Genomic DNA, 17,726 nt, shown 5'->3' with positions numbered 1-17,726 from the left:
AACGAGATCCATATCCCTGCCGGCGAGCCGGTGCGGCTGCTATTGACCTCGACCGATGTGATCCATTCCTTCTGGATCCCAAGCTTGGCCGGCAAGCTCGATCTTATCCCCGGCCACATGAACGTGCTGGATATCAAGGCGGACAAGCCGGGCGTCTACCGCGGTCAATGCGCTGAATTCTGCGGTGCGCAGCACGCCAATATGGGCACCTTCATCATCGCCGAGCCGCGCCCGAAATTCGATGCCTGGCTGAACGACCAGTTGCAGCCGGCCGGCGCGCCGGCGAGCGGCGAAGCCAAGGCCGGCGCGGACCTGTTCCTCAAACGCCCCTGCGTGATGTGCCACAGGATCGGGGGAACGCCGGCCGGCGGAACGGTGGCTCCCGACCTCACCCACATCGCCAGCCGGAAAACATTGGCGGCCGGAACGCTGACGATGAGCCGCGGCAATCTCGCCGCCTGGATAGCCGACCCGCAAGGCATCAAGCCGGGTTCCCACATGCCAGTGGCAGATCTCAACGGCGACGAGCTCAACGCAATCGTCGCTTATCTCGAGGGGCTGAAATGAGCAGCGCCGATGTCACAGGCGACCGCCACATCCCGGAACCAGACCCCGCCAAGGGCGACCTTGCTCCCGAACGTGACGGCCCCCGCGATACGGGCATGGATGATGCCAGCCTGCATCGCTGGCTCGAGCGCACCTGGCGGACGCCGTCCGGCATCGTCGGAGCGCTCTCGAGCGTCGATCACAAGGTAATCGCACGACGCTATTTGATCACCGCTTTCGTCTTCCTTGGTCTTGGCGGTCTCAACGCTGTCGCCATGCGTATCCAGCTTTCGGGACCGCAACGCGGCCTGATCGGGCCCGACCTCTACAACCAGCTGTTCACCATGCATGGCGTTACGATGATGTTTCTGTTCGCCGTGCCCATCGTGCAGGCGACCGGGATCTACCTGGTGCCGCTGATGGTGGGCACCCGCAACATCGCGTTTCCGCGCCTGAACGCGTTCAGCTATTGGATCTACGTCTCGGGCGGCGCTTTCGCCTGGGTGTCCTTTGCCCTCAACATGGCTCCTGATGTGGGCTGGTTCGCTTACGTGCCGCTGTCCGGCCCCGAATTCGCACCGGGCAAGCGCGCCGATGTCTGGGCGCAGATGATCACCTATACCGAAGTGTCGTCATTGGCCGTCGCGGTTGCGACCATCGTCACCGTGTTCAAGCAGCGAGCCCCCGGCATGTCGCTGGACAAGATCCCACTCTATGTCTGGGCGATGCTGGTCACTTCCTTCGTCGTCGTCTTCGCGATGCCGGCGGTGATGATCACCTCGACTTTCCTGATCCTTGACCGCCTGGTCGGCACGCACATCTTCAACCCGGCGGAAGGTGGGGATGCTCTGCTGTTCCAACATCTCTTCTGGTTCTTCGGCCATCCGGAAGTTTACATCATCTTCTTGCCGGCGACGGGCATGGTCTCTTCGATCATCCCCGCTTTCGCCAGGCGACCGACATTCGGCCATCTCGGGCTTGTCCTGTCACTCTTCGCTGTCGGCCTCCTGTCGTTCGGGCTCTGGGTCCATCACATGTTCGCCACCGGATTGCCGAAGCTCGGCGCAAGCTTCTTCACCGCGTCCAGCATGATGATCGCCATTCCGAACGGCGTGCAGATCTTCTGCTGGCTGGCAACATTATGGGATGGCAGACCGGTGATCCGGACCCCGCTGCTGTTTGTCTTCGGCTTCTTCTTCATCTTCGTCATCGGCGGGCTAACCGGCGTCATGCTCGCCTCGGTGCCACTGGATCTTCAGGTGCACGACACCTATTTCGTCGTCGCGCACTTCCATTACGTGCTGATCGGCGGCTCGGTGTTCCCGCTGCTTGGCGCGGCTTATTTCTGGTTCCCGAAGATCACCGGCCGCATGATGAGCGAACGCCTTGGGCGGTGCCATTTCTGGCTGGCCTTCATCGGGTTCAATGCGGCCTTTTTCCCGATGCATCTCGTCGGCCTATGGGGCATGCCACGACGGGTCTACACCTATCCGGCCGAGCTTGGCTGGGGCAACATCAACCTTTTCATCTCGGCAGGGGCGCTGCTCTTCTTCCTGAGCTTTGTCCTGTTCACTTTCAATCTTGTGCATGGCGCGTTGAAAGGCACCTCGGCCGGCAACAATCCGTGGGACGCAGGAACCTTGGAGTGGGCAACATCCTCGCCGCCGCCGAGCTATAATTTCGCACGCATTCCCATCGTCACCCATATCGAGCCGCTCTGGGCCGAGCGCGAGACGCTCCCTGTAGCGACCGGGCTCCGCGTCGATGCGCGCGAGCTCCTCATCTCCACCGTGGCGGAAGCTCATCCCGACATTCGTGAGAAATCGGCCACACCGTCGATCTGGCCTCTTTTCGCGGCGCTCGCCGTCGGTGGTACGTTTCTCTATTCGATTTTTACGCCTTGGGCCATCGTCTGGGGCGCCGCGCCGATCGCCATCACGTTGATCGGTTGGTTCTGGCCGAAGGGCGATCCGGAGGACCAGGAATGAAGCATCGAGTTGCCGCCGATCTTTCAGGACTGCCGACCTTCGGGCATGGTCCGCATAGCCCGACCTGGTGGGGCACGCTGGGCTTCATGGCGCTCGAAGGCACCGGTTTCGCGCTGGCGGCGGGCGCGTATCTCTACCTTGCGCTGTCATGGCCAGCATGGCCGCTCAGCGCACCGCAGCCGAACCATTGGCCCGGGACGATCGTCACGATTTTGTTTGTCGTCAGCCTTGTGCCCAACCACATCCTGCACCGCTATGCCAAGCAATGCTCCATTGTTCCGGTGCGGATCGGCCTGTTGGTCATGTCGCTGCTCGGCATCGCTCCGCTCGTCGTGCGCTGGTTCGAATTCGCCGCCCTCAACATCTATTGGGACACTAACGCCTATGGATCGATGCTCTGGGTGCTGCTTGGCCTGCACACCACGCACCTCATAACAGATGTCGGCGACACCATCGTGCTGACAGTGCTGATGTTCACGCGCCACGGCTATAGCGGCCGGCGCTTCGGCGATGTCGGCGACAATGTCTTCTACTGGGATTTCGTGGTCCTGACCTGGATCCCGATCTACGTGCTCATCTATTGGGCGCCGAGGCTAGGCTGAGATGCGAGCGTTGCGGTTGGGAACGTCTTGGGGTGGTCTTCTGTCAGGTCCGCTGGCCTGGGCGGTCTCGACACAGCTGAATTATGCGCTGGTGCCTTGGCAATGCAACCGCCAGGTGCCGGTCGTGCTTCCCGTGGCGCTGCTGCTCGTCTTGTTGTCGCTGCTCGGCGGGGCGCTGTCGTGGCGGGCGAAGCGGCGAGGCGGTGCCGGATTCAAACCGGAGCGTACGCGCGGCACAGAGCGCTTCGTCGCCAATCTCGGGATGTTGTCGGCGTTGCTGTTTGCGCTTGTGATCCTCATGCAAGGCAGCGCGGCGCTGATCCTGGATGAGTGCCTGCGATGAACCTGGACGCGCTGTTCCCTACTTCCATCTGCTACGGCGCCGGCGCGCCCGGGGCCGGGTGGACGCTCGCGCTGCCCATCACCCTGCCACTCGCCGTGCTTGCCTTGATATATGTCGTTGGCGCGAGCCGGCTTTGGCGGCGCAGCAGCCGCGGCAGGACGTTGCGGCTGCGCCAGGCTCTGCTGTTCACGGCCGGATGGGGCGTGTTGACAGCCGCATTGGTCAGCCCGATTCATATGCTCGGCGAGCAGGTCTTTGCGGCGCATATGATCGAGCATGAACTGCTGATGGCCGTGGCGGCGCCGCTGTTGGTCTCTGCCTGCCCGGCTGCTGCCTTGATGTGGGGCCTACCCACCCGGTTCCGGCGCATTCTGGGAATTGCCGGGCACGCCAATTGGCTGAAGGCGGTCTGGGCTTTAGCAACGCGGCCGTTCATGGCGACCATTATCCACGGCATAGCCATATGGATCTGGCACATTCCGGTGTTATTCGAAGCCGCGCTCGAACGCGGCGTGCTGCACTATGCACAGCACGCGAGCTTCTTCGGAACAGGGCTGCTGTTCTGGTGGGTCCTCTTGCCGCGTCCCGGCCGCCAGCATGCCTATGGGAGCGCAGTGATGCACCTCTTTGTCACCTCGCTGCATACCGGGCTGCTCGGCGTCCTCCTGTTGCTCTCGCCACGCCTCTGGTACCCGGATAACGCCGTAGGAGCGGCACTGTGGAATTTGAGCCCCCTGGAGGACCAGCAACTTGCCGGGCTGGTGATGTGGGTTCCGGCTGGATTGATATATGGCGGCGCAGCTCTGCTGCTGGCCGCGTTGTGGATCAAGGCGAGCGGAAGGAGGGAGGCGGCGCATGCGTACGAGCTTGTCTAAACTGCTTGGCGCGGTCATCGCCGCGCTAGTGCTGCTCGTCGCGGCCGTGGCCGGAATGACTTGGTGGTCCGATCGGGCCGCGCGCGTCCGCCACGAGGCGGAGGCGGCCACGGGCGGTGACACTGCGAGGGCCTTGCCGATCATGACTGCGAATGGCTGTTCCGGCTGCCATACGATAACGGGCGTGCCGGGCGCGCAAGGGCAGGTGGGTCCTCGCCTGGATGCCAGTCTTGCTGGCCGCGTCTTTATCGGCGGCGGGCTGGCCAACAATCCAGAGAACCTGATCCGCTGGATACGATCGGCCAGGGAAATCGATCCGCACACGGCCATGCCATCGACACGGATCACGGAGCAGCAGGCGCGCGATATCGCGGCCTACCTCTACGCTCTAAAATGATCTTAGCGGTTCATCGTCTGAACAACAACGCCGGCCCTTCTGAAGAGACCGACTATCGTTGATCCAGGATCATTCAAGCTAGGTTTGACCCTGAGACGGATCGGAAATCCGTTCACGCACGGCGTGCTCGGTTTTGTCTGCTGTGGACTTCACGATCTCGCCGAGCTGATCGGCCATCGTGTCTGCTTCCATATGTTGCCGGCCAGCTTCCTGCTTGATGGTTTCATAGGCGTCGGCGGCGGCCTGCTTGGCCTCATCGAGACCCCTGTCCAGCATGGTTCCGGCAGTATCGCGAAGCTTGTCACCAAAGGCGCCTAGTTGCTCATCCTCCGTTGTGGTATGCGGCAGCATTGCACCGATAGCGGCGCCGATGGCGAGACCGACGGCCGCTACGGCCAAGGGTTGGTCTTCCAACAGATCTTGCGCGGAGCGGCTGGCTTTCGCCGCCATGTCACCAGTCATCGAGCTTGCATTGGCAGCGCTTCCCGTCAGACCCGCCGCAGCGGCCCTTGCGGTGCCCGATATGGTATCGCCGACGCTGGTAGCGCTCGATGAGAGCGAATCCGCGGCATCGGAGAGCGTGCCGCCGAAGCCGCCGCGCTCCCCTTCATCATGTCGTCCCGGCGCTGGAGGCAATGGGTAGCCAGCCGAACCGTGGGCCATGTTTGAGGTACCGCTGCCGAACATTAGCCAAGCCAGACCCGCGCCCACCATGGTGACCGGCAAAGGATTGTCTCGGACCTGCGTCCTGAGATTGCTGAGTATGGCCGAGCTCTCCCCTCCCGAGAACAGCCCGGTGAACTCATCCAGCAATTGTCCGGGCGTCATCTTGCCTCGAATAGATTCGGCGGTCTCCATCACCCGGGCGCGGGCTGCCTCTGCCTCGCGTTCAAGTTCGGCTGCGGATTTCTCTTTCATCTCACCTGTTCCTTGATCACGCTCGCATCGCGCTTGAGCTGTTCCTGGGTCCGGTCGGGGGTAAGTTCCGAAGGCGCCATGCTGGCCATCCCGGTCCGCAGCAGGATGACGCCGAGGACCGCCACGACCACACCGACCAGCAGGGAAGACCACCCCGCGCCAAGCCCTGCCCGCGTCAGTGCGATAACGAGTGCCTGCAGCAACACCAATAGCGCGGCGAGCAGGCAGATCGCGCCGCCCAGTACTTCCGCGGCACCTGCTCCGGCTTTGGTAAGCTTTTCAGAGAGCTCTGCCCGAAACAGCCTGGCTTCGGTTTGCACAAGCGTGGTGACGTTCTGGGCCAGGTCCGTCACCAGCCCGGCAAGGCTGGTATTGTCCTGTGTGCTCATCTGTCTTGCTCCGCATTCTGAGTGGCCGGATCCTCGCCGAGAAGGTCGAAATTCTGGGAACTGTCGGCGGACCAATCGGCGGCCTGGCTGGACGTGATGTCTCCCGACGCTCCCTGAGCTGCTTCAGGACCCGCCGGCGGAGAAGCCTTGATGAACCGCCCGAGAGCCAATCCGGCCAATACCGATCCGGCAAGCAAGACACCGGGATTTTGCCGGCCAAAGGACTGCACGTCCTCCAGGACCTGGCCGAACGGCTTCTGTTTCAATGACGATGAAAGCCGCTCCAAGCCACCGGCGGCATCCAATGCGAACTTCGATGCGTTCCTTTCATCGTTGTTGGCCAGATGGTCACTGGCCGCGCGCAGTGCGCCGCCCAGCGCCGCCAAACTCGATCCGATGTCGCGCTGAGCTTCCTCCGCCTTGTCGGAAATGACATCCCTGGCTTCAGATGCATAGTCGCCAGCCTTACGGGTCACCGTGTCACGCGCGTCGTGGAGCAACTCGCTGGCACGTTCTTGTTCCAGGCGAAGCCTGTCGGAAACGTCGCTTTTCGCCTTGTCAAAATCGGTGGGCTGTCCGCCCTGATCGTTCTCACGCTGCATGGGCCACCTAGTGAAGACCGAGGAAGGAGAGGACCGCGAGCACGACAACGATAAGGCCGATAAGATAGATAACACTGTTCATGTGCACGTCCTCCGTGGCTCCCAACTTCGTGGAACCTCCGATGTTCCATTAGGTGAAGCATTTATAGCTAAGCTGAAAATGGAGAGCTCGTCAGGCACACACCAACACGAATGAGCTGCGCTGTCTCTCGTACACAGCGCCAATTGGCCGATATAACCGGGTGCGGCCGAGTCAGCGAGAAGCGCCAAGGGGGAGACAGCCAGTGCCGGCAGCCTTCGGTATTGCTAAGACAGCCTATTCGGCTGCCTGCCTGTCGATCAACTGCTCGCTCTGGGCGCCTGAACTTGGCCTTGGCGGCGAAAGCATGGGCTCCTCGCCCATTGGCGCAGCGGCAACAAGGGAGAACTCGCCCCTTCCGTCTATCGACGGTCCTTCGCTCCAACGTCCCCGCGCTGGTTCGACACCTTCGACGAAGCAATTGATGAAGGCATAGGATACCTCCTGATGCTCCTTCTCCTGCGGAAAGGAGTTGGGGACCGGCAGAGACGCGTTCAATCCGCCCATGTCTTCGATCGCCGCGAGCCACTGCTGTTGATGCATGGTGTCGCGCGCAATAAGGAAGGACAGCATGTCCTTCATGCCGGGATCGTTGGTCATGTTGTACAGGCGGGTAGCCAGTACGCGGCCGCTTCCTTCCGCGGTGACGTTTGCGACCATATCCGCGGCAAGATTGCCGCTGGCATAGACATGCGAAGCATTGAAGGGAACGCCGTTGGCGTTTTCAGGCAGTGCGGCCAGGCCGGTCGACAAGATATGGCGGAAGTTCATCCCGTTGAGGACCGAGCCGCCGACCGTGTCCGACGAGATGTCCTCCTGCAGCGAAAGTGGTGCACCCTCTAGATTGAGGGCGACCGCAGTCGCCAGCATTTCGATATGGCCGAGTTCCTCGGTCGCCGTGTTCAACAACAGGTCGCGGTATTTGGCCGGTCCGCGGCATCCCCATGCCTGGAAGAAATACTGCAAGGCGACGCGGATCTCGCCTTCTACTCCACCTATGGCCTGCTGCAACGCGCGGGCAAAAACTGGATTCGGCGTTTCCACACGAACCGGGTACTGCAATTTCTTGTCGGTGTAATACATGGCTGACTCCTGGTTTGAAGTCAGCCGAACCTCAGCTCGGACGCATTGTTCCGTAGGAGGAACGTTTAATTCCGGCAGGCTTCCCGACGGAACGTCTCGAGCTACGGAAGCTCATTGCGCAATGCGAGCCGTCCAGTCGGTCTACGCCGTGGGTGCCCATTGGCACCGGGGATCATGCGACCTTGGAAAACAGGGCGACGTCGCATCTGGCCAGGCCGTAGCGCCACCGATGATCGGTCGTGGCGACCCGGCTTTGGTAAAACAACGATAGTTGGCTGCCTTCGATCATCACCGTCGAGTGGCCGTTCTCTCCCGGCTGGCCTGGCTCCAGCACCGGGCCGATCGATACGTAAGGTCCAGCAACGTCATCAGCGATAGCGAAGAACACGCGTTGCCGGTTCCCCCGAAGTCCATTCGGCAGAAAACAAGTGGCATTGAGAAGCACCCGACCGTCCGGCAACTCGACCAGCTGTGCGCCTTCTATGCCCCATTCATAGTCGGGATCCTCTCTCGTATTATGGTGAGGGACATCATTATGGTCGAGGATCTTGCCGATCCGCTTCCAGGGACCGAACCACGAGTCGGATTGGCTCCGTGCGAGGTAGATGTCGGGTTGCGGCACCCTGGTGAATTTTGGCATCGCGGAATAGACGAGGTAGCGCTTGCCGCCAATAACTGCGGGATGCGGATCGTAAATGCCGTCCTCCTCGGTGTCCGGGATGGCAAGGATCGCCGGGCTGAGAACCACCCACTGGAATCCGTCATTGGAAACCGCGTGCTCGCACCGGCCGCCAGACTTCATGAACTCGGTCTGGATGAACATATGAAAGACGCCGCTTTCGTGGATGACGCCGGGAGCCGCAACACCACTCCCGTTGATAGGAAGTTCGATCGGCGGATGCTCGGTCCACGGTCCATAGAGATCGGGCGCCGTGGCATGAAGGATCCTCCACGTCTCGGTGGTCACCGTGCCACTTGAGCCGAAGACGTGCCACAGACTGCCATCGAAGACAGGGCACGGGTCTTTGAGATCATCGACGCTTTGCGGATGAAACAGCGGAAAAACATTGGTCGCAAAGTCGATCTTCATATCAGCCCCGGAATCTTGCCCTGCCAAAACCGAATCGCCAGTCGTGCAGGCGAATCAACGTGATGTTCTGCACATTTTATAGCCGACAAGTTCAACGCAAATACGGCAATGCCGTTCTCCACCAGCATTCCCCAGTCGCCCCGCGCCTCAAAGCCCGCCGACACACGATAGCCGTTCTCGACTCAGCGAGCGGATCTCGTTTTCGTCTATCGAGCGGCGACTGAAGGCGCTCCATTTCACCTTGGAACAACTCACCTCGTTGAAAGTTAGGAGACGGGAACGAAGTTTAGTTCTCTCCCGTCCGCGACTAACAAATGTTAGTCGGAACATAAACGACAGACTAAAGGAAGGAAATCTTCAATGGAAGCAGCCTTGGGTGGGGCAGTCGCCAGTAACCGCGCTGGCAGGGAAAATCTACTGGTTTGCTTCTCCCATTTGCGGTGGAATTTCGTTCATCAACGCCCGCAACATATCCTCAGTCTCGCCTCCATGCAGCAGAGAGTGGTCTACTTCGAAGAGCCTGTTTTCGAAGACCTGCCACAGCCGCTGATGCGGACGAGCGAGGCAGCGCCAAGCATTCTAATTGTGACGCCAGTGCTTCCGCTCGGCATGTCGGCCGCGAAAGCAGATGCCGTCCAGCGGAGATTTGTCCAGCAGATCATAGCTTCAATGCCGCACAGCCGGTTGATCGCTTGGTACTACACGCCGATGGCTCTGCGCTTCACCGAGCACCTCGACCCAGACATATGCATCTATGACTGCATGGACGAACTCTCCGCATTCAAGAATGCGCCGCCCGAGCTGGGGCAGATGGAAAAGGCCCTGCTGCGCCGCGCCGATCTCGTTTTCACCGGAGGCCTAAGCCTGTTCGAGACCAAGCGTCACCTGCATCACGCGATCTTCCCTTTTCCTAGCAGCATCGATGTGAAGCACTTTCACACTGCGAGACGCCCAGGAAAGGAGCCAACCGACCAGGCCGGCATTCCTCATCCGAGGGTCGGATATTTCGGAGTTATCGACGAGCGGCTGGACGTCGAGCTCGTAGCGCAGGCGGCGGAGACTATGTCGGACGTGCATTTCGTGATGCTTGGCCCGGTCGTCAAGATCGACCCCGCAACCCTGCCCAGAGCCGAAAACCTGCATTGGTTGGGCGCGAAGGCCTACTGCGACCTGCCCCACTATATGCGCCATTGGGATGCCGGTTGGATGCCGTTTGCACTCAACGAAGCGACCCGCTTCATCAGTCCGACCAAGACGCCAGAGTTCCTAGCGGCCGGTCTCCCGGTGATCTCGACGGCAATCGTTGACGTTGTGCGCAGCTACGGCGCTGCTGGACTGGTGGAAATCGCCGACAGTGACGATCTGGAAATCAAGCTGCGCTCCATTCTATTGCGACCTCGTGAGACGTTCCTGCCGCAAGTCGACGCCTATCTTGCGGACATGTCTTGGCAAAAGACATGGAGTGGCATGACCGCTCACATCGAGCGTGCCTATCGAGGTAAGAAGGTCATCCCTCTCCGCAGGAGTGCATAGCCATGTTCGATTGGCTGATCGTCGGCGCGGGATTTGCCGGCAGCGTGCTTGCTGAAAGGATAGCCTCCCAGCGCCACGAAAGTGTTCTCCTGGTCGACCGCCGCAGCCATGTCGGCGGCAACGCCTATGATTGCTATAATGAGGCCGGCATCCTCATCCATCGTTATGGGCCACATATTTTTCACACCAACAGCCAGTCGATCGTGGACTACCTCTCGCAGTTCACGGAATGGCGCACATACGAGCATAGGGTGCTGGCGGCCGTGGATGAGAAACTGCTTCCCATCCCGATCAATCTCGACACGGTAAATCGCCTTTACGGCCTCGACCTGAATTCCACACAGTTGGAGGAGTTCTTCGCGTCGCGGCGCGAAACCGTAGAGGACGTACGAACGGCCGAGGACGTCGTCGTCAGCACGGTGGGACGCGAACTCTATGAGAAATTCTTCCGTGGCTACACCAGGAAGCAATGGGGCGTCGATCCTAGCCAACTGAGCAAATCAGTGACGGCACGAGTGCCGACCAGAACCAACCGCGATGACCGCTATTTTAGCGACAGCTTCCAGAAGATGCCGGCCGGCGGGTACACGAGAATGTTCGAACGCATGCTCGACCATCCGAACATCAAGGTCATGTTGCAGACCGACTTCCGCGAAATTCGTGACGAGATACCATTCAACCACCTGATCTATACCGGCCCGATCGACGAATACTTCGGCTGGCAGCTCGGGCGTCTTCCTTATCGCTCGCTCCGTTTCGAGCACGTCACCCTCGACCAAGAGCAGTTTCAGCCGGTTGCCGTCGTCAACTACCCCCAGACGGAAAATTACACCCGCATCACCGAGTACAAACATCTGACCGGCCAGCAGAACGCGCGGACCAGCCTGACCTACGAATATCCCACCGATATCGGGGACCCGTACTATCCGGTGCCGCGGGCCGAAAACGAAGAGCTCTACAAGCGTTACGAAGCGCTCGGCGCAACCTGTCCCGACGTGTGGTTTGTCGGCCGCCTGGCAACCTACCGCTACTACAATATGGATCAAGTGGTCGGGCAGGCTCTGGCTACTTTCGCCCGCATCCAAAAGAGCGTCCCGGAATGGGCGAGCGCGAGGAAGGCGTCGTTGGCCGAAGGGGCGCTGTAGCTCCCCCACCTAGACGTACTTGGGAGCATCGGGCTTGGCAACGCGGCGCCAACAGCGCTCGCAACAGTCCCTTGTGCCGCTCATGTATTTAACGCGTCGGGTTCGCCGCGAACAAAGTTTGCTGGCGGGCCAATTCATCCGCGATGGGCGTGCGGACATGTCGGCTGCCGTTCGCCTGGATGACCGAAAACAATCCCACTTCCGCATGCCGCGAATTGTCCCAGCCCGGATAGGCGGTTATCGGGTATAGGCAAATACCTTCGATCGGCGCTTCGAGACCGATTGCGGCACGCACCTCGTCGCAGACATAATGGAGCCAAGCCGCCCCGCCCGATCCTTCGGAGCCGGTCTCGGCGATGAACATCGGCTTGCCGTATCGACGCGCGACCTCAATCAGCATCTCCGATAGGGCACGGTACTCGTGATGCCCCATCGGAATCGTCGGCCCGTTTAGGTACCACTGATTGTGTGGGTAGAAATTCAGGCCAACGACATCGACAACTTCTTCGCTCCCACCCAGCTCAGGTTCTGCCCGGCCCAGCAGCATGTCGTAAGCTTCGAACTGTCCGAGACGGGCATTTTCGGCCCGGCGCCGCTCGGTCCGCGTTCGGTCCCGAGGAGCAATGTGGATAAGCGGCTCGGCCCAGACAAATCTGCAAGCGGGATCGACCTCCCGCATCGCGCGAACGCCAGCTATTGCAGCTTTCACGAGGTGCCGCTTGAACCATCCCCGCTTTTTCGGGCCGACGCGCGGGAAATAGCCAACCTCAACAGCCCAGGCGAAAAACGAAATTTCGTTGATCGGACACAACAGAGGCGCTGTACCGGCGATTGTACGATGAACCCTCACAGCTTCCGCGGCGAACGAGGCATAGGCATCGATGAAATGCGTCGACCCCTGATCAACGTGGTCTGGAGATCCGTAGTGGAAGATGTCCCAGATGACCTGGACACCTGCCGATTGCGCTGCTTCGACCATCGGCGTCCAACTCGACCAGTCATAGGTTCCAGGAGCGGTTTCGATGAGGTGCCAGCGCAACCCGTCGCGGACGGTACGAAGACCGAGTTCGGCGCAACCGCGGTAGTCGCCCAGGGCATGCAAATAATGCGACGTCGCGCGGATAAGATCGAGGCGAACGCCGTCCTTGCGCCGGTGCGACGAGCACTCAAAGCCAGCCATGAAAAAATTGGCGAACGGCGACGTGCCCGCAATCGAAGTCAAGCCATCGCTATCGCTTTGTGCTGCTTCGCTCATGCGGCAATCCCTTCTCATTTGCGATGCTGCATCATCGTCCAGGGTATCCGAGGGCCAAACCCGGATGGTCGAGCCTTTGTTCCCCGATCGAGCCCACCGAGCCGGTGAGCAGACAGCAGCCAGGGAACAAGGTGCGCCGAGGCAAGTTCGGGACCGAGCCGTCATCGATTGTCCGGCGGTTACAACGGAGGCAGGGAACAGCATGACCGTTCAGATTCGACTTTCCGACATCGACCATGCCAGGCGCGAGGATCGTGGCGACGGCGTCTGGAGCATCGCGCCGGATTTGGCCTATTTGCGGCTGGCAATCGTGAATGTCGTGTTCTTCGGCGCTCCCGGCAGCGGAGATCGAAACTGGGTCCTGATCGATACGGGTTTGCCGACGTCGCGAAGCAGCATCCTGGCGGTCGCGGAAAAGCGCTTTGGATCCGGCGCGCGGCCCGCCGCGATCATCTTGACCCATGGCCATTTCGACCATGTGGGAGCGGTTGTGGATCTGGCCGGCACATGGGATGCGCCCGTTTTCGCGCACCCGCTCGAGCGTCCCTATTTGGGCGGAACCGGGTCCTATCCACCGCCTGATCCTTGGGTGGGGGGCGGCCTGATAGCGCTGCTTTCGCCACTCTTTCCTCGTGGCCCAATCGATCTCGGAGATCGCCTGCAACTCTTGCCGGCCGACGGATCGGTCCCCGGCATGCCCGGATGGCGCTGGCTGCACACGCCCGGGCATGCGCCGGGGCATGTCTCTCTCTGGCGCGAAGAAGACCGCTCGCTGATCGCTGGGGACGCCTTCATCACCACGGGTCAGGAGTCGGTCTATGAAGTCGCCGTTCAGGACTTGGAGATGCATGGTCCACCGCGCTACTTCACACCGGATTGGGATGCGGCGGAAAAATCCGTGAAACAACTGGCTGCGCTGAAGCCGCAGATGGTGATCAGCGGACACGGAGCGCCAGCTGCGGGAGTTGGCATGCGCCAAGCCCTCGACAGACTGGCTGAGCGGTTCACGGCATTCGCCGTGCCGCCGCGGATGAAGTTCGTGCGTGAGCCAGCCACTGTTTCAAATAGCGGAGCTTAGCGGAGCGCCAGGAGCTGTATTGCCGCTCCAAGGTGCTTGCAGATTGTCTCGGCGGAACAACCTCGTAGCGCCAGTTGGGGCATATGTTCCGTTGCGGACGTCAAAGCCTTGCCGAATTGGCGCCAATGGTTATCTCAGCGACAATTTCGAACACAGCCCATGTCATAGGTTAATGCGTGGCTCCGCAGGCTCCCCTATGGGCGGCATAACTGCGGGTTCGATTGTGCGGCGGTCCAATCACCCGCCGAACCGGGCCCGTTCTCCGCCGCCGCTCTGTAATGTCACGGAACTTTCAGCGCGATTGCAAGTTCGATAAATAACATAAGCTAGGTAGCCAATTTGTCTCCCACCTCATCCTCGGATGTACTTATCCGCAAACTCCTGAGCATCTCGGATGTTCGACAGACCGACATCGACGTTTTGAAGAGCATCCCGATCCAGGAGAAGGATTTTTTGCCCAACTACGACCTGGTGCGTGAGGGGGACCGTCCTGTCAGTTCGTTTGTCGTTTTGGATGGCCTGCTCGGTTCCACCAAACTTACCGGCGACGGCAAACGGCAGATTACATCCTTCTTTGTGGCTGGGGATATTCCGGATCTGCACGGACTGCATCTGTCGGTCATGGATTGCAATTTTACGACCCTCACAGCAGCTAGACTGGGCTTCATACGACATGACGCTCTTCGCGCCGTTTGCGAACAGCATCCTCGAATCGCGACGGCTTTTTGGCGGTCGACCCTGATCGATGCAGCTATTTACAGGGAATGGGTCACTAATGTGGGAAGACGCGAGGCATACACGCGCATGGCTCACATATTGTGCGAATTGATTTTTCGCTTGCGCTCGGTTGGACGCATCCAGGATCACGTCGCGGATCTTCCCATTACCCAGGCAGCCCTTGGCGATGCATTGGGCTTGTCCACAGTCCACGTCAACCGAATGCTTCAGGAACTTCGACGTAGAGGCCTCATCGCCACCACAGGATCAAGAGTGCATGTTCTGGATTGGCTTGGCCTCACTCATGCAGGTGATTTCGACACGACCTACCTGCACCAAAGAAACCCTGCAGTTTAGTGGTGACGGATGCTCTCGCATGGCACGATTTTTCTTTGATAGTGGCGATCACGATCTGGTCTTCGAGGACCAAATCGGCATCGAATGTGCCGGTTTGGAGGAGGTGCGCCGCGTGGGCTTCGAGGGCCTTATCGACCTTACGAGAGATGCACTCACTGAGGTGGACGGGCAGCAAGTGTTTGTTGAAGTGCGGAACGAAAACGGCGACAGGATTCTGAGGCTGAGCATCTCGCTTCAGATCAAGTTGATGAGGTGACGTGCGCACCGGACTTGCTGCGTCGAAAAGCTGCCGAGCGCCGGCACACGCCGCGTGGTCGGACAGTCGGACGAAGATGCCGCCGCGATTTGCGACCGACGACAAGTCGGGGCGGGCCCACATGGAAGAAATCGGCAAGGCACAGCCAGAAGGGCATAGCCCGTCCCATACGGCCCAACCGGTGTCGCGTATTTTTTGTATAAAGTTCTGGAACGCGCACTCTCGGCGCTCGTTCATGTTGTCTCAGCAGTGGGTGTCGAAGTGCAACGAAAAGCGAACGAAGCAAGCCGGGTAGCGAAAGGCCAGGAACTTGAGGTCGAACATCTGGTCGAGCTCACGGACATTGATCCCAAGCAGGCCCGAACGCTGCTTCGCAAGCACGGCGCCGATTGGCCGAAGCTCAAAGATGAGGCGGAAGCTCTGAAGAAGGAAGACTAATCGTCACCTTCCCAGCGGTTGGCGAGAAAGCTGTTCTAGCTCATCCTCATCCGTGATCCCCGCTTGGTAGTAGGCCAGAATACGTGATGCGCGGCGTTCCCTCTCGGTTGCGGTTTCGTTTTTGATTTTGCTGCGTGCGAAGACGCGACTGAGTAGGGCAACTTCTGATGGCGTGAAGGCGTCTCTATGCATCGCATCTCAACTCCGCGCGCCGCCCGTCTCGAGAGGGGCCGAGGCTGAAGCTATGGTTGCAACCTCTGATGCCGGCCAGCAAGAATCGCAGAACAGGTCGTCCGGCGCGCGCTAACGCTGGACGAGAAAGAATGTTCCACGTATTCTCACGAGGCAAACAAAATGGCGTCCGCTCGCAACGGCCTTTTATCGGTCTACGCGTGATCTGCCTCAACTACATCCGGAAAGCCTCTTCCTAGATGGAAAGCCCGCCCCGGACAAAGCCGAGACGGGCCGAAGCTGCTTCGGCAGCCTCAAGGCCCAGACAATGAGGGAGGATTGTAGGCCTGCAGCCAAACCTCGTGCCGCAGTGAATGTTCCGCGGCTGTAACTGTTGGCGAGATCATCTGCTGCGATTGCAGGGCGCGGCAACTTCTTGTCGGCCGGGGTTGAGACGTTCCGACGCGCCGTCAAGCGGCCGACATCCCGATCAGCCGCGTGGTCTCATGTTCATTGAGAAGGCTGATCTGCAAATCCAGTCCGCTCAGCGCTCTCCAACTCTCTATGGGCATGCGACGCGGCAATGGCAGCCTGTCCAAAAGCGACGGCTATCTGGTTCAACGCTTTGACAACGTCACCGATGGCGTACATGCCGTGGATGGAAGTCTGCTGATGCTCGTCGACTGTGACATAGCCGTCTTTACAACATCTTGCGCCAACGGCCTCGGCGAGTTGAGAACGTACCTTGCACCCCAGTGCCAGATAAATGGCATCGAAGCGGTCTGACGTCCCATCTTTCAAAATCGCCTCGCAGCCGTCTGCTGCCGGACAGAGCGTGTCGAGAGCGTCACCGATGACTATGCCTCTTGCCCTCGCCGCACGACGAGTGCTGAGCGAAAAGTCGGATGCGTCGCTCCCAAGCATCGTTATGAGCGGTGTAAACCGACTGAGAAAAATGGCCTCTTTCAAGGCTCTCACGTCGTGCCCGACGACCGCAATCTTCTGGTCGATCGCCTCATACCCATCGCATACCGGGCAGAGTCGAATGACACCTGCGGCAATTGCCTCGCGTAGACGCGGAATGACGGGTGTCGTGTCGGTGATCCCTGTCGCCAAAAACACCTTGCGTGTCCGGATTGCGCCAATCGAGGTCTCAGTGACGAACCCCCCATGGGCAGGGGCGAGGGAATAGACCTGCCCTCCAACCAGAGTGGCTCCATACAAGGTGGCGTGACGTCGGAGGCGATCCAGAATATCGGCTCCACTTATCCCTTCGGGAAAGCCAGGACAGTTATGGCTCGTTGGGATCAAGGCGGCACGAGGATCGCCGGCATCGATCACCAGCACGCGATGGCGAAAACGGGCCAGATATTGAGCGGCGGTGAGTCCTGCCGGCCCGCCTCCGACGATCAGGACATCTTCGGTCTCGGCGGCCGGTCGACTGACGTGGCTATCGTGCATGGTTCGGCGCATCACCGGCGAACGATTTGGTTCGTGCGATGTTCCAAGGGCGGTTTTCGAGACATCTGGCTCGACGGCGACAGCGTAGACACCAGGCTTCAACCCGACCGCAAGACGCCAGGCTCCTCTGTTTCCTTGAACTCTTCCGTATCCTTGGGCGCAGCGACCAGATCCTGGAATCCGACAGTGGCGACGAGATAGCCTGCCTCATCGTAAACCTTCGTCACCCAACTGGTCGGGTCCACGCCGTCGACAATTCCGTCGAGCATGGCCTCTTTGGCAGCGCGCTTCGCCTCCCTGACAGCCTCATCTCGATCAGCCATATCGGCGAAGATTGCAGGCTGCGACATGCCTTCGATAAACTCGAAGCGAAATTTCGGCATCGGTTGCTCCAGTCGGTGTG

Annotated in this window: 20 protein-coding genes; 12 read left to right on the top strand and 8 right to left on the bottom strand. The window is 60.0% G+C overall.

What is annotated here, in order from left to right; all coding sequences use genetic code 11:
* From NKJ37_RS26965 to NKJ37_RS26940, 6 genes are all read left to right on the top strand, one after another.
* Positions 1–567: c-type cytochrome (locus tag NKJ37_RS26965; RefSeq protein WP_352775749.1), on the top strand; the 567-nt coding region annotated here is incomplete at its 5' end.
* On the top strand, positions 564–2,534 hold the full coding sequence (gene ctaD / locus NKJ37_RS26960; RefSeq protein ID WP_352442888.1) for a cytochrome c oxidase subunit I: 1,971 nt from the start codon (positions 564–566) through the stop codon (positions 2,532–2,534). The genes NKJ37_RS26965 and ctaD, both read left to right, overlap by 4 nt.
* Positions 2,531–3,136, top strand: a complete 606-nt coding sequence (locus tag NKJ37_RS26955) for a cytochrome c oxidase subunit 3 (RefSeq protein ID WP_352775747.1) — start codon at positions 2,531–2,533, stop codon at positions 3,134–3,136. Before ctaD ends, NKJ37_RS26955 begins: the two co-directional genes overlap by 4 nt.
* Before the next feature lie 133 nt (positions 3,137–3,269).
* Positions 3,270–3,479, top strand: coding sequence for a hypothetical protein (locus NKJ37_RS26950; RefSeq protein ID WP_352442890.1), 210 nt, complete (start codon positions 3,270–3,272; stop codon positions 3,477–3,479).
* The gene (locus NKJ37_RS26945; RefSeq protein WP_352775744.1) at positions 3,476–4,354 is read left to right on the top strand and encodes a cytochrome c oxidase assembly protein; all 879 of its coding nucleotides are present in this window, start codon (positions 3,476–3,478) and stop codon (positions 4,352–4,354) included. The genes NKJ37_RS26950 and NKJ37_RS26945 overlap by 4 nt, the downstream gene beginning before the upstream one ends.
* The gene (locus NKJ37_RS26940) at positions 4,335–4,751 is read left to right on the top strand and encodes a c-type cytochrome (protein ID WP_352442892.1); all 417 of its coding nucleotides are present in this window, start codon (positions 4,335–4,337) and stop codon (positions 4,749–4,751) included. Before NKJ37_RS26945 ends, NKJ37_RS26940 begins: the two co-directional genes overlap by 20 nt.
* Positions 4,752–4,829: 78 nt before the next feature.
* On the opposite strand, the gene NKJ37_RS26935 is transcribed toward NKJ37_RS26940, so the two are convergent.
* The 5 genes from NKJ37_RS26935 to NKJ37_RS26915 all read right to left on the bottom strand — a co-directional run bounded on the left by NKJ37_RS26935 (position 4,830) and on the right by NKJ37_RS26915 (position 8,912).
* On the bottom strand, positions 4,830–5,669 hold the full coding sequence (locus NKJ37_RS26935; RefSeq protein WP_352442893.1) for a hypothetical protein: 840 nt from the start codon (positions 5,667–5,669) through the stop codon (positions 4,830–4,832).
* A complete protein-coding gene (locus tag NKJ37_RS26930; RefSeq protein WP_352442894.1) occupies positions 5,666–6,058 on the bottom strand; it encodes a phage holin family protein in 393 nt (130 codons plus the stop codon). Before NKJ37_RS26930 ends, NKJ37_RS26935 begins: the two co-directional genes overlap by 4 nt.
* A complete protein-coding gene (locus tag NKJ37_RS26925) occupies positions 6,055–6,660 on the bottom strand; it encodes a hypothetical protein (protein WP_352442895.1) in 606 nt (201 codons plus the stop codon). The genes NKJ37_RS26930 and NKJ37_RS26925 overlap by 4 nt, the downstream gene beginning before the upstream one ends.
* Positions 6,661–6,976: 316 nt before the next feature.
* Positions 6,977–7,822 (bottom strand): manganese catalase family protein, encoded by an 846-nt coding sequence (locus tag NKJ37_RS26920; protein ID WP_023811920.1) that lies wholly within the window; start codon positions 7,820–7,822, stop codon positions 6,977–6,979.
* A gap of 172 nt (positions 7,823–7,994) precedes the next feature.
* Positions 7,995–8,912, bottom strand: coding sequence for a glycoside hydrolase family protein (locus NKJ37_RS26915; RefSeq protein ID WP_352442897.1), 918 nt, complete (start codon positions 8,910–8,912; stop codon positions 7,995–7,997).
* A gap of 360 nt (positions 8,913–9,272) precedes the next feature.
* Here NKJ37_RS26915 and NKJ37_RS26910 point away from each other — a divergent pair, with 360 nt between their 5' ends.
* Both NKJ37_RS26910 and glf read left to right on the top strand, forming a co-directional pair.
* A complete protein-coding gene (locus NKJ37_RS26910; protein WP_023811918.1) occupies positions 9,273–10,445 on the top strand; it encodes a glycosyltransferase family protein in 1,173 nt (390 codons plus the stop codon).
* Between the two features lie 2 nt (positions 10,446–10,447).
* Positions 10,448–11,590: a UDP-galactopyranose mutase gene (gene glf / locus NKJ37_RS26905; RefSeq protein WP_352613341.1), complete on the top strand. Its 1,143-nt coding sequence runs from the start codon at positions 10,448–10,450 to the stop codon at positions 11,588–11,590.
* Between the two features lie 88 nt (positions 11,591–11,678).
* Here glf and NKJ37_RS26900 read toward each other — a convergent pair whose 3' ends face one another.
* Positions 11,679–12,845 (bottom strand): glycoside hydrolase family 26 protein, encoded by a 1,167-nt coding sequence (locus tag NKJ37_RS26900; protein ID WP_352775738.1) that lies wholly within the window; start codon positions 12,843–12,845, stop codon positions 11,679–11,681.
* Positions 12,846–13,047: 202 nt separating this feature from the next.
* Between NKJ37_RS26900 and NKJ37_RS26895 the strand changes: the two genes are divergently transcribed.
* The 4 genes from NKJ37_RS26895 (at position 13,048) to NKJ37_RS26880 (ending at position 15,691) form a co-directional block, all read left to right on the top strand.
* Positions 13,048–13,923, top strand: a complete 876-nt coding sequence (locus tag NKJ37_RS26895; RefSeq protein WP_352775735.1) for an MBL fold metallo-hydrolase — start codon at positions 13,048–13,050, stop codon at positions 13,921–13,923.
* A 339-nt stretch (positions 13,924–14,262) separates the two neighbouring features.
* On the top strand, positions 14,263–14,997 hold the full coding sequence (locus NKJ37_RS26890) for a Crp/Fnr family transcriptional regulator (RefSeq protein WP_352677659.1): 735 nt from the start codon (positions 14,263–14,265) through the stop codon (positions 14,995–14,997).
* A gap of 19 nt (positions 14,998–15,016) precedes the next feature.
* A complete protein-coding gene (locus NKJ37_RS26885; RefSeq protein WP_127296098.1) occupies positions 15,017–15,253 on the top strand; it encodes a DUF6894 family protein in 237 nt (78 codons plus the stop codon).
* 195 nt (positions 15,254–15,448) lie between these two features.
* On the top strand, positions 15,449–15,691 hold the full coding sequence (locus NKJ37_RS26880) for a hypothetical protein (protein WP_352552161.1): 243 nt from the start codon (positions 15,449–15,451) through the stop codon (positions 15,689–15,691).
* A gap of 681 nt (positions 15,692–16,372) precedes the next feature.
* On the opposite strand, the gene NKJ37_RS26875 is transcribed toward NKJ37_RS26880, so the two are convergent.
* Together NKJ37_RS26875 and NKJ37_RS26870 are read right to left on the bottom strand one after the other, a co-directional pair.
* Entirely contained in the window at positions 16,373–17,425 is a 1,053-nt protein-coding gene (locus NKJ37_RS26875) for an NAD(P)/FAD-dependent oxidoreductase (RefSeq protein ID WP_352442904.1), read from the bottom strand.
* Positions 17,422–17,706 (bottom strand): DUF6894 family protein, encoded by a 285-nt coding sequence (locus NKJ37_RS26870; RefSeq protein WP_023811910.1) that lies wholly within the window; start codon positions 17,704–17,706, stop codon positions 17,422–17,424. The genes NKJ37_RS26875 and NKJ37_RS26870 overlap by 4 nt, the downstream gene beginning before the upstream one ends.
* Between the last annotated feature and the right edge of the window lie 20 nt (positions 17,707–17,726).

Source organism: Mesorhizobium sp. M0140 (genome assembly GCF_040322475.1).
Lineage (GTDB): Bacteria > Pseudomonadota > Alphaproteobacteria > Rhizobiales > Rhizobiaceae > Mesorhizobium.
Note: the sequence above shows the minus strand (reverse complement) of the source record. Positions and strands in the feature narration are given on the sequence as shown.